Consider the following 23158-nt stretch of genomic DNA (forward strand, 5'->3'; position numbering starts at 1 on the left):
CCGATACCAGGAGGCTGGTATCGGATTTTCTAGAAACCCCGACTTGGACTCAAATGCTTAAGTGAACAGCATTACGCCTAGGCGGGGTTTTTTTATATCTGCTATCCCTGGTAGATACCCTTCGGGCCGTCGCAAGCGCCGTTAAAAATTTCTCCCGGAAATTTTTTATGCCTGCATTTGATGCAGCAGGCGCACCGTGGCGCGCCTGCGATGACCCTCAGTCGTCGGCAATGACGATGTTCGGCATGCCTTGCGCGCTGTTGGCGCTGGTGGCGATGCGCGCACCGACCATGCGAGCGATCTGCTGGTAGAGCATGGCGATCTGACTTTCAGGGTCGGCAATGGCGGTCGGCTTTCCACCATCGGCCTGTAGGCGGATGGCCATCGACAAGGGCATCGAGGCCAGCAGATCGACACCGAATTGCGCCGCCAGCTTCTCGCCACCGCCCTCGCCGAACAGGTGCTCGGCGTGGCCGCAGTTCGAGCAGATGTGCACGGCCATGTTCTCCACCACACCGAGCACGGGAATGTTCACCTTGCGGAACATCTCCACGCCCTTTCTGGCATCGAGCAGCGCCAGGTCCTGCGGCGTGGTGACGATCACCGCGCCCGCCACCGGCACCTTCTGGGCCAGGGTCAGGTGAATGTCACCGGTGCCCGGCGGCATGTCGATGATCAGGTAATCGAGATCATTCCAGGCCGTCTGGGTGACCAATTGGATCAGCGCCCCGGAAACCATCGGGCCGCGCCACACCACCGGGGTATTGTCGTCGGTCAGGAAGGCCATCGACATCACCTGTACGCCATGGGCTTCCAGCGGCACGAACCACTTCTGTTCGCGCACCTGTGGCCGCGTGCCTTCAGGAATACCGAACATGATGCCCTGGCTGGGCCCGTAGATATCGGCATCGAGAATGCCCACCCGCGCGCCCTCACGGGCCAGTGCCAACGCCAGGTTGGCCGCGGTGGTGGACTTGCCCACGCCACCCTTGCCGGATGCCACGGCGATCACGTTCTTGACGTTGGCCAGCGCCGGCACCTGGGCCTGTGCCTTGTGGGCGGCAATCACGCAGTTAACCTCGACGCGAGCACTGCGCACGCCTTCGATGTTCTCGATGGCCAACTGCAGCATCTGCGCCCAGCCCTGCTTGAACTGCGCTGCGGCGTAACCCAGTTCGAGCTGCACGCTGACCTGCCCGTCCTGCACGTCGATGCCACGCACGCAGCCGGCGCTGAGCGGATCCTGGTCGAGATGGGGGTCGGTGTACTGACGCAATACGGCTTCGACCGCAGCGCGGATATCAGCGCTCATGCTTGGCTCCGGAGATGGCAGAAAAGACGCCTATCCTACCCGAGCCGCACGGTCGATGCAGGCTGGCGACCGGCAGGCCGCCAGCCTGCAAGGGTCACTGCACGGGCTGACCCGGCAGCGGCTTGAGATTCACTTCGACGCGGCGGTTCTGCGCACGCCCTTCGGCGCTGGCGTTGTCGGCGATCGGTTGATCCGGGCCGGCGCCGCGGCTGGACAGGCGCGAGCCGTCGATGCCCTGGGCGGTGAGGTAACTGGTCACGCTCTGCGCACGGCGCTGGGAAAGCGCCATGTTGTGTTGACGCGAACCGGTGCTATCGGTGTAGCCGACGATCTCGATGCTGTTGTTCTGGAACTGCTTGAACGATGTGGCCAGGTTGTTCAGCGGCGCGTAGAAACTCGGGGCGATGTCGGCCGAGTCGGTGGCGAAGGTGATGTTGCCCGGCATGATCAGCTTGATGTCGTCGCCCTGGCGCTGCACTTCCACGCCGGTGCCTTCCATGCTGCGGCGCAGCTCGGCTTCCTGGCGATCGGCGTAGTAACCGTAGCCGGCACCTGCCGCACCGGCCAGCACGGCACCGATGGCGGCGCCCTTGCCGCGATCATCATGATTGATCGCCGCACCAACCGCCGCACCGGCCAGGGCTGCCAGGCCGCCATAGGTCGCGGTGCGGTGGCCGCCACCGCTGGCAGCACCGCCACCGACGTTGTCGTAAGGGTTGTTCGAGGCACAACCCACCAGAAGGGCCAGCGCGGTGGCGCAGGCGATTGGACGTAAAACTGCAGGCATGTTCATCTCCTTGCTGGGAGCGGAAGGTAATAGTTGGAACCCGCTCCCCCCGCTAAATTCAAGCCGATATCCAGCAAATTTGCCCGCTGGCCGGAACGCGCCCGCTTACTTTATAGTGACCGACCACCCGCCAACCGATGACCGCCTGACAATGTCCCAAGCTCGCCAGATTCTCGTTACCAGCGCCCTTCCCTATGCCAACGGTTCGATCCACCTTGGCCATATGCTCGAGTACATCCAGACCGACATGTGGGTGCGGTTCCAGAAGCTGCGCGGCAATCAGGCCATCTACGTGTGCGCCGACGACGCCCATGGCTCGGCGATCATGCTGCGTGCGGAAAAGGAAGGCATCACCCCTGAGCAGCTGATCGACGGCGTCAAGGCCGAGCACAGCAGCGATTTCGCCGATTTCCTGGTGGACTTCGACAATTTCCATTCCACCCACTCGCCGGAAAACCGCGAGCTGTCGGAGTCGATCTACAAGGCGCTGCGCGACAATGGCCACATCGCCACGCGTTCGGTGACCCAATATTTCGATCCGGAAAAGGGCATGTTCCTGGCCGACCGTTTCATCAAGGGCACCTGCCCGAAATGCGCGACGCCGGACCAGTACGGCGACAACTGCGAGAAATGCGGCGCCACCTACGAGCCCACCGAACTGAAAGATCCGCGCTCGGCGATCTCCGGCGCGGTGCCGGTACTGAAGGACTCCAAGCACTTCTTCTTCAAGCTGCCGCAGTTCCAGGAAATGCTTCAGCAGTGGACGCGCAGCGGCACCCTGCAGGAGTCGGTGGCCAACAAGCTCTCCGAATGGCTGGACGGCGGCCTGCACGAGTGGGACATCAGCCGTGATGCACCCTACTTCGGCTTCGAGATTCCCGACGAGCCGGGCAAGTATTTCTACGTCTGGCTGGATGCGCCGATCGGCTACATGGCCAGCTTCAAGAACCTCTGTGCGCGCCGCCCGGAACTGGACTTCGACGCGTTCTGGAACAAGGACTCGAGCGCCGAGGTTTATCACTTCATCGGCAAGGACATCGTCAACTTCCACGCCCTGTTCTGGCCGGCCATGCTCGAAGGTGCCGGCTACCGCAAGCCGACCGCCATCAACGTGCACGGCTACCTGACGGTCAACGGCCAGAAGATGTCCAAGTCGCGCGGCACCTTCATCAAGGCGCGCACCTACCTGGATCATCTGAACCCCGAATACCTGCGTTACTACTACGCCGCCAAGCTGGGCCGCGGCGTAGATGACCTGGACCTGAACCTTGAGGACTTCATCCAGAAGGTCAACTCCGACCTGGTCGGCAAGGTGGTCAACATCGCCAGCCGCTGCGCCGGCTTCATCCACAAGGGCAACGCTGGCCTGCTGGTCGCTGCCAACCCTGAGCCGGAGCTGTGGAATGCTTTCCAGAGCGCAGCGCCAGGCATCGCCGAAGCGTACGAGAGCCGCGACTTCGCCCGCGCCATGCGCGAGATCATGGCCCTGGCCGACCGCGCCAACGCCTGGATCGCCGACAAGGCGCCCTGGTCGCTGGCCAAGCAGGACGGCAAAGCCGATGAGGTGCAGGCGATCTGCGCCCTGGGCATCAACCTGTTCCGCCAGCTGGTGATCTTCCTCAAGCCGGTGCTGCCGAACCTGGCACGCGATGCCGAGGCGTTCCTCAACGTCGCACCGCTGACCTGGGCCGACCTGGCCACGCCACTGGCCGATCACCCGCTCAATCCCTTCACCCCACTGCTCGCGCGCATCGAGCCGGCCAAGGTCGAAGCCATGGTCGAAGCGTCCAAGGAAGACCTGGCAGCCGCCGAAGCCCCGAAAGGTAACGGTGAGCTGAAGAAAGACCCGCTGGCCGCTGAAATCGCCTTCGACGCCTTTGCCGCCGTCGACCTGCGCATCGCGCTGATCGAGAAATGCGAGTTCGTCGAAGGCGCCGACAAGCTGCTGCGCCTGACCCTGGATATCGGCGACGAGAAACGCAACGTGTTCAGCGGCATCAAGAGCGCCTACCCGGATCCGAGCAAGCTCGAGGGCCGCCTGACCCTGTACGTGGCCAACCTGGCCGCGCGCAAGATGAAGTTCGGCGTCTCCGAAGGCATGGTGCTGGCTGCCGGCCCCGGCGGCGAGGAAATCTACCTGCTCAGCCCGGACAGCGGCGCCAAGCCGGGCCAGCGGGTCAAGTAACCTACTCGGAGCAAGGATGCTGACCCTCAAGCCCTGGATTCTCGCCACTGCTCTGGCCCTGACCGGCTGCTCACCTTCCGGTGACGGTCGGCCACCGGCCGGTGCTGCGCTGCTCGGCGAAACGGCGCAGCAGGGCGCCTTTCTCGCTTACGAACACAGCGTCGGCATTCGCCTGCCAGTCCAGCAGGTCGAGCCGCGCCTGGCCGCCGTGCGCGAGGCGTGCAGCAGCCAGCGTTTCGGTCAGTGTGATCTGCTCGCCATCGAGCAGAACCAGGGCGCCTACCAGGCCGCCAGCATCACCGTGCGCATCGCGCCAGCCGGTGTCGAGCCCATGGTCGGCTTTGCCGGCGACGGCGGCGAGTTGCAAAGTCGGCATACGCGCGCCGAAGACCTCGCCCAGGCGGTCAGCGATACCGAGCAGCAACGCCAACGCTTGGAGCGTCAACGCAAGACGCTGCTGCAGTATCAAGCCCGCACCGACCTGAGCGTCAGCGACATGCTCGCCCTGGCCCGCGAGCTGGCCGAGGTGGAAGTGCAATTGGCCGACAACGTCCAGCAGTCGGCGCAGCAACAACGCCGCCTGACCACCAACTTGCTGACCCTGAGCTTCAGCACCGACGGTGAACCGGTCGGGCGTCTGGCGCGCATCGGGGCCGCCGCCAGCGGCATGCTCGACAACGCCACCGAGGGTGCCACCGAAGCCATCAGGCTGCTCGGCTACGGTATTCCCTTCGTCATCATCCTGTTCCCGCTCGCCCTGCTGGTCCGCTGGCTATGGCGCAAGGCCAGCCGGGTGCGCCACGGCGCCTGAACCCACGCCCGGGCGGCATTACCCTGTACCGGGCGCAGCGCATGCCGGATAATGCCCGGCTCACGCTTTAGCCAGACCAGCAACACCGATGATCGACTCTCGCCACCTCACCTGTCTGCTCCGTCATGGGTCATGCCCCTGCCGGCGCGCCTGGGTGCACCCATGAGCAATGCACTGCGTATCGCGGCCATCGACGCCCTGCTGCCGCAGACGCAATGTGGCAAGTGCGGCCATCCGGGTTGCCTGCCCTACGCCGAAGGCATCGCCGCCGGTGAAGCGATCAACAAATGCCCACCCGGTGGCACTGCGACCATCCATGCCCTGGCAGAGCTGCTTCAGGTACCCGAACTGCCGCTGGCACTGCCTGCCACGCCCGCCCAGGTGGCGGTTATCCGCGAGGCCGAGTGCATCGGCTGCACCAAATGCATCCAGGCCTGCCCGGTAGATGCCATCGTCGGCGCCGCCAAGCTTATGCACACGGTGATCGGCGACGAATGCACGGGCTGCGAGCTGTGCATCGCCCCCTGTCCGGTGGACTGCATCGACCTGATCACCCTGATGCCAGCCGAAGCCGAGGTGCAACGCGCCCGTGCCGAGCAATTCCGCACCCGCCACCAGCATCGCCAGGCCCGCCTGGCACGCAACGATGCCCGGCGCCGCGCAGCTCGTCCGGTACGCTCTGCACAGGCGGAAATGCCCGCCGCCGCGCCCCAGCAGCCTGCTGCCGCCTCCTCTCTGAAGCAAGCGAAGATCGATGCTGCCATGAGTCGCGCTCAATGGCAGAAAACTCTGAAGGCTTATGGCGACTCGCCCAATGATGAGCAGCGCCAGCAACTCACGGCCCTGCAACAGGCGGCCGAGCGCGATCAACAGCGCCTTGCCGAGCTGCAGGCGACGCCCGCACAAAACGCGCCCAGCCCAGGTGAGCAGGCGCTCAAACAGGCCAAGATCGACCTGGCCAGCCACCGCATGGCCCTCAAGGCGGGTGAACGCCGAGGCTTGGACGAGCAGGCCCTGGCGCCGTTGCGCAGTGCCTATGTCGCTGCCCAAGAGGCTCTGCACCTGGCAGAAGAGCACTGCGGCAAGCCAGCGCCCACTCGCACGCTGGTCGACAAGGCCGGGCTCAGCGCGCAAATGCGCCAGTTGAAGACCGACCTGGCCTACGCTCGCGCCGAGCTCGGCAAGTTGCAACGCAGCGCCCCCGATGACGCTGCCAAGATACGCGATGCCCAAGAGCGCCTTGCAGCGGCCGAAAGCCGTCTGCAGGCGTACACCAGCGCCAGCTAGAGCGCCACGACAGACCTGATGCCCGACCATGAACGCCGCCAAACGCCTTGAAATCTTCCGCCGCCTGCACGAAGACAACCCCGAGCCCAAGACCGAGCTGGCCTACAGCACGCCCTTCGAACTGCTGATCGCGGTGATTCTCTCCGCCCAGGCCACCGACGTAGGTGTCAACAAGGCCACCGCCAAGCTCTATCCAGTGGCCAACACGCCCGAAGCGATCTTCGCCCTGGGGGTCGACGGCCTGAGCGAATACATCAAGACCATCGGCCTGTACAACAGCAAGGCCAAGAACGTCATCGAAACCTGCCGCATTCTCGTCGAGCAACACGGCAGCCAGGTGCCGGAAACTCGCGAGGCGCTCGAGGCGCTGCCAGGCGTGGGTCGCAAGACTGCCAACGTGGTGCTCAACACCGCCTTTCGCCAGTTGGCCATGGCCGTGGATACGCATATCTTCCGGGTCAGCAACCGCACCGGCATCGCGCCAGGCAAGAACGTGGTGGAAGTCGAGAAGAAGCTGCTCAAGTTCGTACCCAAGGATTTTCTGCTGGACGCGCACCATTGGCTGATCCTGCATGGGCGCTACGTATGCCAGGCCCGCAAGCCGCGCTGCGGCAGTTGCCGAATCGAAGACCTGTGCGAATACAAGCAAAAGACGTCGGACGATTGATGCTTGATAGGTTTCTGATATCAGCTGATTGAAAAAATCTTTTTTACTCGCTTCACGTTTGCCCTTATAAGGTCGGCAAATGGCCCCTGTAGCCGGGAGTGAAGCGCATGAGCAACGGCAAAGAAGACCTGGAACTGGACGACGATTTCGTCAGCGAAGAAACAGACAGCAGCGAAGCACCGGTGGAAGTGGCGAAGACCAATCTCACCAAGCGGCGCATCATCGACAACTTCCTCGAGGAGCGACGCCTGCACAAGCAATTGGCCGAATACGATTTCGACCTGTAGCCGGCGCATCGGCCAAGCCCAATGAAAATGCCCGTATCCATGGATACGGGCATTTTGCGTTTCAGGCCTGGCATTCGACGCTCACAGCCCGTCGAGGAAGCGCTCCACATCCAGCGCCGCCATGCAGCCGGCACCAGCCGAGGTGATCGCCTGGCGATAGACGCTGTCAGCCACGTCACCTGCGGCGAATACACCCGCCACGCTAGTCGCCGTGGCATTGCCGTCGCGCCCGCCATTGGTCTGCAGGTAGCCGTCTCTGAGCGCCAGCTGCCCTTCGAACAACGCCGTATTGGGCGTGTGCCCGATGGCCACGAACAGGCCGTCCACGGCCAGGTCGCGGGTTGCGCCGTCATGCTCGCGGATCCGCACGCCGGTTACGCCCGAGGCGTCGCCCAGCACTTCGTCCACCTCGGCATTCAGGGCCAGCACGATGCGCCCTTCGGCTACCCGGGCCTGTAGCTTGTTCTGCAGGATCTTCTCGGCGCGAAAGGCGCCACGGCGATGGATCAGCGTGACCCGGCTGGCGATGTTTGCCAGGTACAACGCTTCCTCTACGGCGGTGTTGCCGCCGCCCACCACCGCGACTTCACGGTTGCGGTAGAAGAAGCCGTCACAGGTGGCGCACGCCGAGACGCCCTTGCCCATCAACGCCGTTTCGCTGGGCAAGCCGAGATAGCGCGCGCTGGCGCCCGTGGCGATGATCAGCGCATCGCAGGTGTAGGAAATGCTGTCACCCACCAGAGTGAAGGGCCGCGCCGCGAGATCCACGGCCTGGATATGGTCGAAGACGATCTCCGTCTCGAAGCGCTCGGCGTGAGCCTGCATGCGCTGCATGAGCTCGGGGCCGGTCAGGCCATGGGCATCGCCAGGCCAGTTGTCCACTTCGGTGGTGGTGGTCAGTTGCCCGCCGGCCTGCAGGCCGGTGATCAGCAGGGGTTTCAGATTGGCACGGGCGGCGTAAACCGCCGCACTGTAGCCCGCAGGGCCGGAACCGAGAATGATCACGCGGGCGTGTCGGTTACTCGACATCAGAGACTCCTCACAGCGCATCGCTGCAAAAAAAGCCGCCACCGGCCGCAAGCGGTCGAACATCGGCGGCTGAACAAGGGACGCGAGCAGACTAGACTGCGCGGCCCGGCCCATGGAAATGCGCTTTGCCAATCCCTCGCATAGCGGTGCGCTATCGCCCTGCCCTGCTTTCACGCGGGCTGCAAAATGGGTAAGGTCGCGCCACGTTCACTTGTTGGAGAGACCTCGATGCGCGCTCCCGTGCTGTCCGGCCCGCAGTACCTCGGCGAAGGCCTGAAACTGGTCATGAGCCCCGGCTTGCGCCTGTTCGTGCTGCTACCGCTGGCGATCAACCTGATCCTGTTCAGCCTGATGATCGGCTTCGCCGTGCAGCAGTTCGGTGGCTGGGTGGACACCTTCATGCCGTCGCTGCCCAGTTGGCTGAGCTTTCTGCAATACATTCTCTGGCCGCTGTTCGTGGTGCTGGTAATTCTGATGGTGTTCTTCACCTTCACCATGCTGGCCAATATCGTCGCCGCCCCCTTCAATGGTTTTCTCGCCGAGAAGGTCGAAGTGGTGGTGCGCGGCCAGGACAACTTTCCACCGTTCAGCTGGGGCGAGCTGATCGCCATGGTGCCGCGCACCCTGGGTCGCGAAGGCCGCAAACTGGCGTACTTCCTGCCACGGGCCGCGGGATTGCTGATCCTGTCGTTCATTCCGGTGGTCAACCTGATCGCAGCGCCGCTGTGGCTGCTGTTCGGCGTGTGGATGATGGCCATCCAGTACATCGACTACCCCGCCGACAACAACAAGGTCAGCTGGCAGGACATGCTTGCCTGGCTGCGCGAGAAACGCTGGCAGTCCCTGGGTTTCGGCGGCATCACCTACGCGGCGCTGCTGGTGCCCTTCGTCAATATCGTGATGATGCCGGCCGCCGTGGCGGGCGCAACGCTGTTCTGGGTACGCGAAGGTGGTGTGAGCGCAGGGGCTGTCACACAAACGCCACGTTGATGTCACAAACACTACATGACGGCAGCCCAGACTGCTGTCATGAGCACTCCCCCGCTATTCATCGCCTTGGTCAGCGAGACCTACAGCCCGGAAATCAACGGGGTGGCCAATACCCTTGGCCACCTGGTCAACGGGCTGCGCGCGCGCGGCCATCGCTTGCAGCTGATCCGCCCGCGGCAGCACCACGATACGCCCGCCGCCAATGACGACGACCTGCTGCTGACCCGCGGCTGGCCGCTGCCCGGCTACCGCGGCCTGCAGTGGGGCCAGTCGGCTCGCCACAAGCTGCTGCGCCTGTGGCGGCGCCAGCGCCCGGATGTGCTGTACATCGCCACCGAAGGCCCGCTGGGCCTGTCTGCCCTGCGCGCGGCGCGGCGCCTGCGAATACCGGTGGTCAGCGGCTTTCACACCAACTTCCAACAGTACACCGGCCATTACGGCATCACCCTGCTGACCCGCCTGCTGACCAACTACCTGCGCTGGTTTCACAACGCCTCGCGCATGACTCTGGTGCCCAGCCTAAGCCAACGCTGCGAGCTGCAACGCCGCGGTTTCGAGCGTCTGGAGCTGCTCGCCCGTGGGGTGGATGCCCAGTTGTTCAACCCGGCGCGGCGTAGCGACGAGCTGCGCCGCAGCTGGGGCCTGGCCGAGCGGGATATCGCCGTGCTGCACGTCGGCCGGCTGGCCGCCGAGAAGAATCTGGATCTTCTGGTCAGTACCTACCAGGCGCTGCAGCGCCAATCCACTGGGCTTAACCTGAGGCTGGTGGTGGTCGGCGACGGCCCACTGCGCGAGAGCCTGCACAAGCAAATGCCGGACGCATTATTCTGCGGGATCCAGCGCGGCGAAACCCTCGCTCAGCACTACGCCAGCGGCGATATCTTCCTTTTTCCGAGCCTCTCGGAAACCTTCGGCAACGTGCTGCTCGAAGCCATGGCATCGGGGCTCGGGGTGGTCGCCTTCGACCAGGCCGCCGCGGCTCAGCATGTCGAGGACGGCCACAATGGCATGCTGGCCAGCGCCGACGATCAGCGCACGTTCGTCGAGGCGGCGACATGGCTGATGGAGAACAGCGAGAACCTGCGTCGGGTTCGCCTCAATGCCCGCCAGCACGCCGCCAGGCAGAGCTGGTCGAGCATCGTCGAAGAGTTCGAACAGCATCTGCACGCGGCGCGGCTGGACAGCGCCGTGCCGAGCGGTGGCCGCAAGCCCGCTCTGGTGATCGAAACCAAACGCGCGAATTGAAGCGATAGAGAGATGACGGGCCGCAGGCAGCGACCCTGCGATCAGGCCAGGGCCTTCTCGATGGCCTGGATCAGTGCCGGATCATCCGGCGCGGTACGCGGCGAGAAACGCGCGAGCACACGGCCATCCTGGCCCACCAGAAACTTCTCGAAATTCCAGGTGATGTCCCCGGGAAACTCCGCGCCCTCACCGGCCAGCAGGCGGTATAGCGGGTGACGGCTGCTGCCGTTGACTTCGAGCTTGCTGCTCAGCGGAAAGGTCACGCCATAGTTCAGGCTGCAGAACTGGGCGATCGCCGCCTCGGCGTCCGGCTCCTGCCCGGCGAACTGGTTACAGGGCACGCCCAGCACGCTGAAACCCTGATCACCGTAAGCCTGCTGCAGGCGTTCGAGGCCTGCATACTGCGGCGTCAGCCCACACTTGGAGGCGACGTTGACCACCAGCACCACCTTGCCCTTGAGCGGAGCAAGCGGCAGCTCCTGGCCGTCCAGTGCGTGCAATGTCAGGTCGTGAAAGGCGCTCATGATGGTGCTCCGGGTAACGCGAAAGGCAGCGAAGAAGAAACGAAAAAGGCGCCTGAAAAGGCGCCTTTTCATGACTGCAGCTTAGCAGCCACGCATGACCATCTGCCAGCAGCGACGAATCGGCTGCCGACATACGGATCAGTGGTGATGACCACCTTCGCCATGGATATGACCATGGGCGATTTCTTCCTGGCTGGCGTCACGCACGTTGACGACCTTGACCGCGAAGTTCAGGCGCTGGCCAGCCAGCGGGTGGTTGCCGTCGACGATCACGTCATCGCCTTCCAGCTCGCGGATGGTGACGATCTGCATGCCGCCGTCCGGGCCGGAGGCGTGGAACTGCATGCCGACTTCCAGCTCGTCGACGCCTTCGAACATCGAGCGGTTCAGGGTGGCGACCAACTCGGCGCTGTATTCGCCGTAGGCTTCTTCGGGCTCGACGGCAACCTTGACTTCGTCACCGGCCTGCTTGCCGACCAGCGCCTTCTCGAGACCGACGATGATGTTGCCGGCACCGTGCAGGTAAACCAGCGGCGCGCCGCCAGCGGAACTATCGATCACCTCACCGGCATCGTTGGTCAGGGTATAGTCGATGGAAACGGCCTTGTTGGCGGCGATCTGCATGGGGCGAACCTTTTGCTCGAGGAAAATGAACGTGTAAGTGTAACCAACGGCGGTGGCGAAAGCGACCCAAGCCCAGACGGGCGGGCCGTATCCGCGGTCGTCGTGGTCGGTTTTGAGCAAGATCATGACGGCTATTGGGTGGCTGTCTTATCTTGTGGCCATACTCAGCACTTGCGCCATCAACCGCCCTGGCAAAATCGCCCCTGGGTGCTCGACGCCGCGCAGCGTCAGGCGCGAATCGGCACGAAATTCACCTGTGGCTGGTGTGTCGCAACATCAGCTCCAACGCTTCTGGACGCTAAGGACTTCTGAATGCCCGCACGCAATATTCTGGTGATCAACTGCGGTAGCTCCTCCATCAAGTTCGCCTTGGTCGACCCCGATCAGCAGGCGTTCGCCATCAGCGGGCTGGCGGAGCGGCTTGGCAGCGCCGACGCCGTGCTGCACTGGCAGTTGAGCGGCATCAAGCATAGCCAGGCCATTCCCGGCGATGACCATCGCGCCGCGCTGGCCCATCTGCTGCAGCGGGTGCAGGAGGCCACTGGCGGCCAACTGCACGGCATCGGCCATCGGGTGGTACACGGCGGCGAACACTTCACCAGCGCCCAACGTCTTAACGACGCGGTAATCGCCGCGATTCGCGCCGTCGCGCCCCTGGCGCCGCTGCACAACCCGGCTGGCCTGCTGGGTATCGAGGCGGCTCTGGCGCTGTACCCTGAGCTGCCCCAGGTGGCGGTGTTCGACACGGCCTTCCACCAGAGCCTGCCAGAGCACGCCTTCCGCTACGCGGTGCCGGAGCAGCTGTATCGCGACCACGGCGTGCGCCGTTATGGCTTCCATGGCACCAGCCACCGCTTCGTCAGTGCCAGCGCGGCCGAACTCACCGGCCTGCCGGCGGGCGACAGCGCCTGGCTGGTCGCCCACCTGGGTAATGGCTGCTCGACCTGTGCGGTGGTCAACGGTCAAAGCCGCGACACCAGCATGGGCCTGACGCCGCTCGAGGGCCTGGTGATGGGCACGCGCAGTGGCGACGTCGACCCCAACCTGCACAGCCACCTCTCGCGCACCCTGGGCTGGAGCTTGGAGCAGATCGATCGCATGCTCAACCACGACAGCGGCCTGCTGGGCTTGTCGGGGCTGTCCAACGACATGCGCAGCCTCGAGCAGGCCCGTGAGGAAGGTCATGCCGGTGCCACCCTGGCCATCGAAGTATTCTGCTATCGCCTGGCCAAATCACTGGCGGCCATGAGCTGCGCCCTGCCGCGCCTGGACGGCCTGATTTTCACCGGCGGCATCGGCGAGAACTCACCGCTGATCCGCAGCAAGACGGTGGCGCACCTGAGCCTGCTCGGCCTCAAGCTCGACGAAGCGGCCAATGCCCGCTGCCTGCGCGGCGTCAGCGGGCCGATCCACGCGGCGGACCATACGCGGGTGCTGGTGGTGCCCACCAACGAAGAGCGCCAGATTGCCCTCGACACCCTCGCGCTGCTCGACTGAATCGGAGACCCCCCATGCACACCTTTTTCATCTCGCCGACCGGTTTCGGCGTCGGCCTCACTTCCATCAGCCTGGGCCTGGTCGGGGCGCTCGAACGCGCCGGCCTCAAGGTCGGTTTCTTCAAGCCCATCGCCCAACCACACCAGGGTGACGCCGGCCCCGAGCGCTCCAGCGAACTGGTCGCGCGCACCCACGGCCTGCACTCGCCCAAACCGCTGGCCCTGGCCCATGTCGAAAGACGCCTCGGCGACGGCGACCTGGACGAACTGCTGGAAGAAATCATCAGCCTCTACCAGGAGGCCGCCAAGGACAAGGACGTGGTGATCGTCGAAGGCATGGTGCCGACACGCCAGGCCAGCTACGCCGCGCGGGTCAACTTCCACCTGGCCAAGAGCCTGGATGCCGACGTGATCCTGGTTTCGGCCCAGGAGCAGGAGACTCTTGGCGAGCTATGCGACCGCGTGGAAATCCAGGCCCAGCAGTTCGGCGGCCCGAAAGATCCCAAGGTACTCGGCGTGATCCTCAACAAGATCCGCAGCGACGACGGCCTGGACGCCTTCACCGCACGCCTGCGCGAACAGTCCTCGCTGCTGCGCCACCCGGAATTCCGCTTGCTGGGCTGCATCCCCTGGCTCGACGAGCTGAATGCACCGCGTACCCGCGACATCGCCGAACTGCTCGGCGCGCGCATCCTCAACGCTGGTGACTACGAGCAGCGCCGCATGCTGAAGATCGTGCTGTGCGCCCGCGCCGTGGCCAACACCGTGCAGTTGCTCAAGCCCGGCACCCTGGTGGTAACGCCAGGTGACCGCGACGACATCATCCTGGCTGCCAGCCTGGCCGCCATGAACGGCATGCCGCTGGCCGGCCTGCTGCTATGCAGCGACTTCGCCCCCGACCCGCGCATCATGGAATTGTGCCGCGGCGCCCTGCAGAGCGGCCTGCCGGTGATGACGGTGAGCACCGGTTCCTACGACACGGCCACCAACCTCAATCGCCTGAACAAGGAAATCCCGGTCGATGACAAGGAGCGCGCCGAGAAGGTCGCCGACTTCGTTGCCAGCCACCTCGACCACGACTGGCTCGCCGCCCGCTGCGGCAGCCCGCGAGAGCTGCGCCTGTCACCGCCGGCGTTCCGCTATCAGTTGGTGCAGCAGGCCAAGGCCGCCAACAAGCGCATCGTTCTGCCCGAAGGCGCCGAGCCGCGTACCGTGCAGGCTGCCGCAATCTGCCAGGCCCGCGGCATCGCCCGCTGCGTGCTGCTGGCCAAGCCCGAGGAAGTGCACAGCGTTGCGCAGGCTCAGGGCATCGAGCTGCCGCCGGGGCTGGAGATTCTCGACCCGGACCTGATTCGCGAGCGCTACGTCGAGCCGATGGTGGAACTGCGCAAGGGCAAGGGCCTCAACGCGCCAATGGCCAGCGCTCAGCTCGAAGACACGGTGGTGCTGGGCACCATGATGCTGGCCCTGGACGAAGTCGACGGTCTGGTATCCGGCGCCGTGCACACCACCGCCAACACCATCCGCCCGGCGCTGCAGCTGATCAAGACCGCGCCCGGCTACAACCTGGTATCGTCGGTGTTCTTCATGCTGCTGCCGGACCAGGTGCTGGTGTATGGCGATTGCGCGGTCAATCCGGACCCCAATGCCGAGCAACTGGCGGAAATCGCCCTGCAGAGCGCCAGCTCCGCCCAGGCGTTCGGCATCCCGCCACGCGTGGCCATGCTCAGCTATTCCACTGGCGACTCGGGCAGTGGCGAGGAAGTGGAAAAGGTCCGCGAAGCGACGCGCCTGGCGCGTCAGGCCAACCCGCAGTTGCTGGTCGACGGCCCGCTGCAGTACGACGCCGCGGCCATCGAGAGCGTCGGTCGGCAAAAGGCCCCCAATAGCCCGGTGGCCGGTCGCGCCACGGTGTTCATCTTCCCCGACCTGAACACCGGTAACACCACTTACAAAGCGGTGCAGCGCAGCGCCGATTGCATCAGCGTCGGCCCAATGCTGCAGGGCCTGCGCAAGCCGGTTAACGACCTGTCGCGGGGCGCGTTGGTGGACGATATCGTCTTCACCATCGCGCTGACCGCCATTCAGGCCGCCAACATGCGTCAGTGATAACACGCCGATCCGATGACGGGAGATATAACCCGTATTCGGATCGGCTTGCAGTTCCCCCACCAATCGTTACCCTGTGCGCCATTCACGCCCGGCACGCTTGCCGGGCGCCAACCCGCCCGAGGTTCGTACGTCCATGCTGCACTTTCTGCCTGCCCCATTGCTCGGCCTGCTGGGCAGCGTTTCGCTGGCGCTCAATACGCTTTTCTGGTGCTGGCCGCTGTTCGCGGTCACGTTGCTACGCATCGTGCTGCCGTTGCCGCTGGTACGGCGCGTCTGCGATCAGCTGATGATTTTCATCCAGGAAGGCTGGATAAGTTGTAACAAGACGTGGATGAATCTACTGGGCAAAACCCGCTGGCATATCGAGGGCAATCAGAACTTCGATTACGAGCATTCCTATCTGGTGACCAGCAACCACCAGAGCTGGGTGGACATCCTGGTGCTGCAGTACCTGCTCAACCGGCGTATCCGTCCGCTGAAATTCTTCCTCAAACAGGAGCTGATCTGGGTGCCGGTGATCGGCCTGTGCTGGTGGGCGCTGGGCTTTCCGTTCATGAAGCGCTACTCGAAGGAGTATCTGGCCAAGCACCCTGAAAAAAAAGGCGAAGACCTGCAAACCACCCGCCGCACCTGTGCCAAGTTTCGCCATAACCCGGTGGGCATCTTCAACTTCGTCGAAGGCACTCGTTTTACCCCGGCCAAGCACCAGGAACAGCAATCGCCCCACCGCTACCTGCTCAAGCCCAAGGCCGGTGGCCTGGCCTTCGTGCTCGATGCAATGGGCGAGCAACTGCACGGTATGATCAACGTCACCCTGCACTACCCCCAGGGCAGCCCGGGTTTCTGGGCATTGCTCAGTGGTCAGCTCCACGAGGTGGTAGTGGTCGTCGAACAGCTGGACATCCCCACTCGCTTCATCGGCCGCGCCTACGACCAGGACGAAGCCTATCGCAAGGACTTCCAGCAGTGGATCAACGCGCTGTGGGATGCCAAGGACGACTTACTGGAGCGCCTGCATCAGCAACACCCTTAAAAGCTTTTTAGGCGACATGAAAAGGCTGCTACAAGGCCATAGCAGCCGTTCGCCGATCCACTGTGGGAGCGCGCCATGCGCGCGAAAAATCGCGGGCATGGCCCGCTCCCACAGGCACTGTGCCGATTTCCACCCCCGCCACTTAACTGCCAAAATCGACGAACCTCGGCTTGAAGACTTTGGACAGGTTCTTAGGTTCTTGCCGCATCGTAGAAACGGTACTGGCTGCGCCCACCGTGCTTGGCCGCGTACATGGCCGTGTCGGCCGCCCGCAGCAGGTCCTCGACCGTGCTGCCGTCAGCGGGCAGGCAGGCGATGCCGATGCTGACGCCCAGGCCTGACAGATCCCCCTCGCCCGCCTGATCGGCGACCTGCTGCACCAGTTTCTGCGCCACCGAGGCCGCCTCGCCAGGACTGCCCAGGCTGTCGAGAATTACCGTGAATTCATCACCGCCTATGCGCGCCAGGCGGTCATAGGGCCGCAGGCAGCTTTTCAGCTGGCCGCTGACCTGGCGCAGTACCTGATCACCGCGCTCGTGGCCCAGGTTGTCGTTGATGCGCTTGAACCCATCCAGATCCAGGTACAGCAAGGCGGCCTCCTGGCCCGTGCGCTGGTGACGCGAAATCGCCGCCTGCAGCTCCTGCAGGAAGCCACGGCGGTTGAGCAAGCCGGTCAGGGCATCGGTAATGACCAGTGACTCGAGCTGCCGGTGCAGGTCGCGCACCACCGACATGTCCAGCGCCAGCAGGACCATGCCGCGTCCTTCATCCGGCAACGGCGAGCTGGAAAGCGCTACCGGCACGAGGCGGCCTTCGCGGGTACGCAGATTGGCGTCGTGCAGGCGCAGAGGTTCGCGGCGTTGCCAGTGCTGGTAGAAGCTCGATGCCTGCCACTGCACAGCTCCGGCGACATCGACCCAGTCCAGCAGATCGCTGCCGGTCAACTCGTTCGCCTGGCAGCCGAGCATCCGCATGATCGCGGGGTTGGCGAAGCGGATACGCCCCTCCTCACCGACCACCAGAATGCCTTCAGCGGTGTTGTCGAGAATCGAGGCATTGAAGGCCCGCTCGCGCTCCAGTTGCTGAGCCATACGAAGCAGTTCGCGGCGATAACGCTCATGCTCGAGCAGCGCGCGCACCTTGTGCAGCAGCATCGCCGGCTGCACCGGTTTGGCGATGAAATCCATCGCGCCGGCGCCGTATCCCTGATTGAGGATCTCGTCGGTCTGCGCCATGCCGGAGATGAAGATGATCGGTATCAGCCGGGTGTGCGGGTCGCTGCGCATGCGCCGCGCCACCTCGAAGCCATCCATGCGAGGCATCTGCACATCGAGCAGCACCAGGGCGACCTCGCCCTGGGCCAAGTAGTCGAGGGCCTTGGCGCCCGAGTCCACGCAGTGAACCGGCTGCTCAATGGCTTCGAGCAATTCCTGCATGTCGTCCAGATTGTCCTGCCGATCATCGACGACGAGAATTTCCAGCGGCTCTGGCACCACATCGACCTCCCTGCCCACATTGCGTCATGGCTCGACTGCTGATCATCACAGTTTAGCCAGCACACGCCAGGCAGCCACAGGTACCGGAATGCCGCAGGCATGAAAAACCCCGCCGCGGCGGGGTTTTCTGATGCGCGGTTCGGCTTACAACGGTCGCAGGTTGATTTCCACGCGGCGGTTCTGCGCGCGCCCTGCCTCGTTGGCGTTGCTGGCGATGGGCTGGTTAGGGCCGGCGCCATAGGCCGAGATACGCGACGAGGCCACGCCATTGGCGGCCAGGTACGACGCCACGCTCTGGGCGCGGCGGGTGGACAGGCTCTGGTTCAGTTCGGCCGAACCGGTGCTGTCGGTATGACCGACGATGTTCACGCCGTTCTTGTTGAATTCCTTGAAGGTCAGCACCAGCGAATTCAGCGTCGGGTAGAAGCTGCTGGAAATGTCTGCCGAATTGCTGGCGAAGGTGATGTTGCCGGGCATGATCAGCGTCAGGTCATTACCATTGCGCTGCACTTGCACGCCCGTGCCCTGCAACTGCTGGCGCAGCTTGGCTTCCTGGGTGTCGACGTAATAGCCGTAACCACCCCCAGCCGCGCCTCCGACGGCAGCGCCGATCAGCGCGCCCTTCTTGCGGTCTTTCTTGCTCGAGGTGGCAGCACCCACCGCAGCGCCAGCCAGCGCCCCTACGCCACCGTAGATACCGGCTTTGCCCGCCTGGCTCTCACCGGTATAAGGGTTGACCGTACAGCCGGACAGAACAGCGAGAACGGCCGTTGCGGCAATCAGGGAGCGGCACTTGATCATGGGTAATCCTTAGTCGTGTTGCAGAGGGAGGCAGTTTCATTCGCGGCTTCGAGCCAACGAGCGCCGCCAAGTTCCCGACCAAGGCTAACAATCACCACGCAGAAAATCTGTAAGCGCTTGTTTTTCAAGCTCGCACGAATGGGTTTTCGCGCATCTCGTCACCCAATCGGGTATCCGGCCCGTGGCCGGTCACCACGGTGGCGTCCTCGTCCAGGCGATAAAGCCGCTGCTTGATGGAACGCTCGATGGTCGAGTAGTCGCCACCCCACAGGTCGGTACGCCCGATACCGCGGCGAAACAAGGTATCACCCGCGATCAGCAGCTTGGCTTCGGGAAACCAGAAACTCATCGAGCCCGGGGTATGTCCCGGCGTGTGCAGGGCCACACCGCAGCCACAGGCGAGTGCCTCGTCATCTGCCAGCCATTGATCGGGCGCGGGCACCGGCGTGTAGGGAACCCCGAACATCTGGCACTGCATCTCCAGGTTGTCCCAGAGGAACCTGTCGTCCTTGTGCAGGTGCAGGGTCGCGCCGGTCTTTTCCTTCATCTGCCCCGAGGCCAGGAAATGATCGAGGTGCGCGTGGGTGTGGATGATGCTCACCACCTTCAAGCCATGAGCCTCCAGACGCGCCATGATCTGATCGGGGTTGCCACCCGGATCGACCACGATGGCCTTGCCACTGACGGAATCTCCAATGATGGTGCAGTTGCACTGCAGCGGGCCGACGGGGAAGGTTTCGCGGATCAGGGGTGGGGAAGTGGGTTGCATGGCAGGTCCCTGTAACGCAAGTGGCGGGCGGAAGACCAATTGTAACCATCGCAAGCTGTCGCGCGGTGAATTCTCGGGTCGCTGGTCTCGGCGTCATGGTCCTGGCCTGAAAACCAGTCGCCCAGACGGCAAAAAGCCGGCCCTGGGGCCGGCTCTTCGGTTTTGCGCGGCGATCAACGCACGCCGGACTGGCGCAGCGCTGCCGGGGTGTAGTCGCTTTCCTTAGCGGGATAGTCGAACTCGTAAGCGCGCTTCTCCTCGTTCTTCAGGCCCAATGCCAGGTAGCGGCCAGAGAGCAGATCATGGATGACCTCAACGGCGTACCACGGCACCTGCTTGTCGTAGTAGTACTGGGCATGGGCTTCCGCTACACGCCACAGGGTACCGCGACCGTCGTAGTGGTCGATGGCAGCGGCCTGCCAGGTATCCTCGTCGATGTAGAAGTCACGCTTGGCATAGATGTGGCGCTCGCCCTGCTTGAGGGTAGCGGTCACGTGCCAGACGCGGTGCAGCTCGTATCGAGTCAGATCCGGGTTGAGGTGACCTGGCTTGACGATATCGGCGTACTTGAGCTTCGGCGAATCGAGGCGGTAGCTGTTGTAAGGAATGTAGATTTCCTTCTTGCCCAGCAGTTGCCAGTCGTAGCGATCGGGCGAGCCGTTGTACATGTCGAGGTTGTCCGAGGTACGCAGGCCATCGGCTGCGGTCCCCGGGCCGTCATAGGACACCTGCGGCGCCCGGCGCACGCGACGCTGACCGGCGTTGTACAGCCACGCCATGCGCGGCTCCTTCACCTGGTCGATGGTCTCGTGCACCAGCAACACGTTACCGGCCAGACGCGAAGGCGCCGTTACCCGCTGCTTGAAGTAGAAGAGGATGTTGCTCGGCTTGCTGGTGTCGACGTCCTTCATCATGCTGCGGAAGGCGAACTCTTCTTCCAGGCTGACCGGGCTGAACGAACCGTTGGCCTGGGGCGTCACCTGCACCACGTGACGACGCACGCTGGCACCGCGGTAGCGGGTGATGTGGTTCCAGATCGCCTCCAGACCATCCTTCGGGATCGGGAACGGGTTGGCCAGCTGGAAGTTCTCCAGCCCTTCACCGCCCTGAATAAGCTTGGCATTGGTCGCGTTCTGCTTGGTCGCCGCAATGATGTTGTCCGGCACCGTCGCCGTACGATGGGTCGTGTAGACCGGCATCCGATAGGTTTCCGGGTAACGCTTGAACATCGCGTACTGGCCGGGCGTCAGCTTGTCCTTGTACTGCTCGACGTTCTGCGCGGTGATGGTGAACAGCGGCTTCTCGTTGGGGAACGGATCGGCCAGGAAGCCGCCCGCGTCCACCGCCCCGGCATTGACCGGCAGGCCTCCGGTCCAGGCCGGGATGCTGCCATCGGCATTGCCGGCCTTTTCCGCACCGATCGGCGTCAGGGTACTACCCAGTTTGGCCGCCTCGTCTGCCGACACTGCAGCCATCACACCGGTGGCCAGCAGCGACAGAGTCAGAGCGCCAGTTTGCAACAGCCTTTTTGTTGTTTTCATAAATGCGTTTTCCTATGAATACGGGCGCTTAGAAGTTCATACCGAAGCTGAGGGCCAGAAAGTCACGGTCGACCAGAGTGTTGTAACGGCCATCGAAGAAGTTGGTGTAGGCAATGGTCGCGGTGTAGGTGTTCTGATATTCGGCATCGACGCCCAGGCTGGCGGCCTTGGCACCTTCGTTAAACAACCCGTTGGGACCGTAACCATCAACGTCGTGGGAGAAGGCGACGTTGGGCCGCAGGTTCACACCGGCGAACACATCGCTGTAGTCGAGGATGCCGCGCATGCGATAACCCCAGGAGTTGGCGGTGGTGAAACCATGGTCGCCATAACGGGCAATGGACGTTTCGTTAGGGTCAACCGCACTGCCGGTGATGCCATAGATGGGGTCACGGCCGTAGCGGTTCTTATTCTTGCCTTCCAAGCCGCCGACGTGCGCGAAGCCGACCTCGCCCACCAGGGTAAGGCGGTCAGCGCCCAGCACCTGATCGAAGAAATGAGTGAAGGTGGTCTGGATCTGGGTAATCTCCTTGCGGTCGTAACCCTTCTGCACCGCACCCGGCGCGGAAGTGCCAGCCGCCGCGCCAGCCAGAGCGAGGGTGAGCTGCTGGGTGTTGATCTGCACCGGTGCATTCGGGCGATAGCTGATCTCACCCTGCCAGGCCGTGCCGGTAGGCAGCGTGGTGGAGAAGCTCAGGCCATAGAGGCGGATGTCCTCGGGGTAGTCCATGAAGTAACTGCCGTTACCCACGGCCACAGCAGCGCCGGCAAGCGTGCGCGCCTGAGCGCCCAGAGGCCCTGCGAAAGCGGCAGGTGGCGCAGCGCCAAGCCATGCATTGCCTGAACCCACCCAGGCTGCTGGGCTGCCAGCGGCACCAACACCCAAGGTGTTGTAAATACTGCGAGCCGCAGCCCCAATTCTCGCCAAGGCTGCCGCATCGGCATTCTGCACACTGAGGAACGGTGTGCGGCTGTGGTAATTCATGAAGTACGCGCCGTACTCGGTGTTATCGCCCTGCCAGCGCAGTGCCAGACCCCACTGCCCGTCATCGCGTGCCGTGTTGTCCTTGCCGCGACGCACCACCATGCCTTCCTGGGTGTAGTTCACACCGGCGGCCGATGCACCGATCGGCGCCAGCGCCGGCGCCCCGGCTGCCAGGGCATCGACGCCACGCAACAAGCCAACCAGACTGCTGTTGAGGATGTTGTAGTTGTTGTTACAGCCATTGGCCGCCACATCGGCGGTCGAGAAGAAGGTCCCGCAGTTATCGACGACGGTCTGTTTCCAGCTCAACTGGTAGAAGCTCTCCATCGACAAGCGATCGGTGATGCTCTGGGAGACGTAGAACATGTTGACCGGGATCAGACCTTCCTTGACCTCGCTGCCCGGGCGTCGGAAAGCGGAAACGTCAACGGGGTTGATCGAGTTGATGCTGTTCTGGATGAAGGTACTTTCACCCCAGCTCACCACCTGCTTACCCAGGCGCACGGAACCGGGCTGATCGCCAATCGAGTAATTGTGATAAACGAAGGTATCGAGCCACTCGGCGCCCGAGGATTTGGCGCCAGGTTTTCGACCATCATCGCTGATGTCCTTGAAGGGACGAGACTCGTCTTTCAGCTCGAAATCGTACCAATACTTGCCGCGCACGAATAAACCTGTGTCGCCATACTTCAATTCAAGATCATGGATACCCTTGAATATCTTGGAAAAAGTCTCCCCGCGCTTGAAGTTCAAACGGCCGTCGTCACCCGTCTGGGTATAACCGGTCCCCCCATTGGCCTCACCAATGAAACGATCATCTCGCTTGGCTGTCGACCAACTGGCCCCCACCGACAGCGACGAGTCGAACTGACCTTCTATTTCCCCGATATTGAAATTCACCGCGAATGCCGGGCTGGCAAGAGTTGATGCGAGGCTGACGGCCAGCGGCAGTTTTGCCAGACGCCAGAACGGCCTTGTTGTGTTGGTCATCGACGCTACTCCATTTGTTTTTGTTATGGCTGATTGACTGAAGCCAGCGAGCCTTGCCAAGGGGTGCTTGCAGTGCCCGAGACACTCTGGCTCGCCGGTTTGAGAGATCAATCCCATCCGTGACAAGCCAAGGATGGCCCGAAACCAGCAATTAGCAAGCCAAACGTTTGTTTGACTGATCAGTCAC

20 protein-coding genes and 1 pseudogene are annotated in these 23158 nt (G+C 63.4%); 11 read left to right on the forward strand and 10 right to left on the reverse strand.

Annotation, left to right across the window (positions count from 1 at the left end):
• Positions 1 to 217: 217 nt before the first annotated feature.
• Both apbC and BVH01_RS06950 read right to left on the reverse strand, forming a co-directional pair.
• Positions 218 to 1312, reverse strand: a complete 1095-nt coding sequence (gene apbC / locus BVH01_RS06945; protein ID WP_075929641.1) for an iron-sulfur cluster carrier protein ApbC — start codon at positions 1310 to 1312, stop codon at positions 218 to 220.
• 94 nt (positions 1313 to 1406) lie between these two features.
• Positions 1407 to 2099, reverse strand: coding sequence for an OmpA family protein (locus tag BVH01_RS06950; protein ID WP_139317790.1), 693 nt, complete (start codon positions 2097 to 2099; stop codon positions 1407 to 1409).
• A gap of 151 nt (positions 2100 to 2250) precedes the next feature.
• Here BVH01_RS06950 and metG point away from each other — a divergent pair, with 151 nt between their 5' ends.
• The 5 genes and pseudogenes from metG (at position 2251) to BVH01_RS06975 (ending at position 7336) form a co-directional block, all read left to right on the forward strand.
• Positions 2251 to 4284, forward strand: a complete 2034-nt coding sequence (metG, locus tag BVH01_RS06955; protein ID WP_075929643.1) for a methionine--tRNA ligase — start codon at positions 2251 to 2253, stop codon at positions 4282 to 4284.
• Between the two features lie 16 nt (positions 4285 to 4300).
• Positions 4301 to 5095: a DUF4349 domain-containing protein gene (locus BVH01_RS06960; RefSeq protein WP_075929644.1), complete on the forward strand. Its 795-nt coding sequence runs from the start codon at positions 4301 to 4303 to the stop codon at positions 5093 to 5095.
• A gap of 189 nt (positions 5096 to 5284) precedes the next feature.
• Positions 5285 to 6382: pseudogene (locus BVH01_RS06965) on the forward strand (RnfABCDGE type electron transport complex subunit B); the annotation flags it as partial.
• Between the two features lie 28 nt (positions 6383 to 6410).
• Positions 6411 to 7049 (forward strand): endonuclease III, encoded by a 639-nt coding sequence (nth, locus tag BVH01_RS06970; RefSeq protein WP_075929646.1) that lies wholly within the window; start codon positions 6411 to 6413, stop codon positions 7047 to 7049.
• A 107-nt stretch (positions 7050 to 7156) separates the two neighbouring features.
• Positions 7157 to 7336, forward strand: coding sequence for a PA3496 family putative envelope integrity protein (locus BVH01_RS06975; protein WP_075929647.1), 180 nt, complete (start codon positions 7157 to 7159; stop codon positions 7334 to 7336).
• 81 nt (positions 7337 to 7417) lie between these two features.
• Here the strand turns inward: BVH01_RS06975 and trxB are convergent, their stop codons facing one another.
• The gene (gene trxB, locus BVH01_RS06980) at positions 7418 to 8365 is read right to left on the reverse strand and encodes a thioredoxin-disulfide reductase (RefSeq protein ID WP_075929648.1); all 948 of its coding nucleotides are present in this window, start codon (positions 8363 to 8365) and stop codon (positions 7418 to 7420) included.
• A gap of 228 nt (positions 8366 to 8593) precedes the next feature.
• Here trxB and cysZ point away from each other — a divergent pair, with 228 nt between their 5' ends.
• Both cysZ and BVH01_RS06990 read left to right on the forward strand, forming a co-directional pair.
• Positions 8594 to 9355, forward strand: coding sequence for a sulfate transporter CysZ (cysZ, locus tag BVH01_RS06985; RefSeq protein WP_075929649.1), 762 nt, complete (start codon positions 8594 to 8596; stop codon positions 9353 to 9355).
• 39 nt (positions 9356 to 9394) lie between these two features.
• Positions 9395 to 10600: a glycosyltransferase family 1 protein gene (locus tag BVH01_RS06990; RefSeq protein ID WP_075929650.1), complete on the forward strand. Its 1206-nt coding sequence runs from the start codon at positions 9395 to 9397 to the stop codon at positions 10598 to 10600.
• Between the two features lie 41 nt (positions 10601 to 10641).
• Here the strand turns inward: BVH01_RS06990 and BVH01_RS06995 are convergent, their stop codons facing one another.
• Together BVH01_RS06995 and BVH01_RS07000 are read right to left on the reverse strand one after the other, a co-directional pair.
• Positions 10642 to 11124 (reverse strand): glutathione peroxidase, encoded by a 483-nt coding sequence (locus BVH01_RS06995; RefSeq protein WP_075929651.1) that lies wholly within the window; start codon positions 11122 to 11124, stop codon positions 10642 to 10644.
• Positions 11125 to 11262: 138 nt separating this feature from the next.
• Positions 11263 to 11748, reverse strand: a complete 486-nt coding sequence (locus tag BVH01_RS07000) for a peptidylprolyl isomerase (protein WP_070887949.1) — start codon at positions 11746 to 11748, stop codon at positions 11263 to 11265.
• 138 nt (positions 11749 to 11886) lie between these two features.
• Between BVH01_RS07000 and BVH01_RS25145 the strand changes: the two genes are divergently transcribed.
• From BVH01_RS25145 to BVH01_RS07020, 4 genes are all read left to right on the forward strand, one after another.
• A complete protein-coding gene (locus BVH01_RS25145) occupies positions 11887 to 12060 on the forward strand; it encodes a DUF3565 domain-containing protein (protein WP_371915589.1) in 174 nt (57 codons plus the stop codon).
• Positions 12061 to 13245 carry an acetate kinase gene (locus BVH01_RS07010; RefSeq protein ID WP_075929653.1) on the forward strand — a complete coding sequence of 395 codons (1185 nt, stop codon included), beginning with the start codon at positions 12061 to 12063 and terminating at the stop codon, positions 13243 to 13245. It abuts the gene before it with no gap.
• 14 nt (positions 13246 to 13259) lie between these two features.
• Complete coding sequence (gene pta, locus BVH01_RS07015) at positions 13260 to 15353, forward strand: phosphate acetyltransferase (RefSeq protein WP_075929654.1); 2094 nt, start codon at positions 13260 to 13262, stop codon at positions 15351 to 15353.
• A 136-nt stretch (positions 15354 to 15489) separates the two neighbouring features.
• A complete protein-coding gene (locus tag BVH01_RS07020; protein ID WP_075929655.1) occupies positions 15490 to 16389 on the forward strand; it encodes an acyltransferase in 900 nt (299 codons plus the stop codon).
• Between the two features lie 191 nt (positions 16390 to 16580).
• Here BVH01_RS07020 and BVH01_RS07025 read toward each other — a convergent pair whose 3' ends face one another.
• The 5 genes from BVH01_RS07025 to BVH01_RS07045 all read right to left on the reverse strand — a co-directional run bounded on the left by BVH01_RS07025 (position 16581) and on the right by BVH01_RS07045 (position 22971).
• Entirely contained in the window at positions 16581 to 17882 is a 1302-nt protein-coding gene (locus BVH01_RS07025) for a diguanylate cyclase domain-containing protein (protein WP_256562728.1), read from the reverse strand.
• 147 nt (positions 17883 to 18029) lie between these two features.
• On the reverse strand, positions 18030 to 18686 hold the full coding sequence (locus BVH01_RS07030) for an OmpA family protein (RefSeq protein ID WP_083652152.1): 657 nt from the start codon (positions 18684 to 18686) through the stop codon (positions 18030 to 18032).
• Positions 18687 to 18810: 124 nt separating this feature from the next.
• The gene (locus BVH01_RS07035) at positions 18811 to 19455 is read right to left on the reverse strand and encodes an MBL fold metallo-hydrolase (RefSeq protein ID WP_075929657.1); all 645 of its coding nucleotides are present in this window, start codon (positions 19453 to 19455) and stop codon (positions 18811 to 18813) included.
• Positions 19456 to 19628: 173 nt separating this feature from the next.
• A complete protein-coding gene (locus BVH01_RS07040) occupies positions 19629 to 20996 on the reverse strand; it encodes a DUF1329 domain-containing protein (protein ID WP_075929658.1) in 1368 nt (455 codons plus the stop codon).
• Positions 20997 to 21024: 28 nt separating this feature from the next.
• On the reverse strand, positions 21025 to 22971 hold the full coding sequence (locus tag BVH01_RS07045) for a DUF1302 domain-containing protein (RefSeq protein ID WP_075929659.1): 1947 nt from the start codon (positions 22969 to 22971) through the stop codon (positions 21025 to 21027).
• Between the last annotated feature and the right edge of the window lie 187 nt (positions 22972 to 23158).

This window comes from Pseudomonas sp. PA1(2017), assembly GCF_001945375.1.
In the GTDB taxonomy this organism is placed as follows: Bacteria; Pseudomonadota; Gammaproteobacteria; order Pseudomonadales; family Pseudomonadaceae; genus Aquipseudomonas.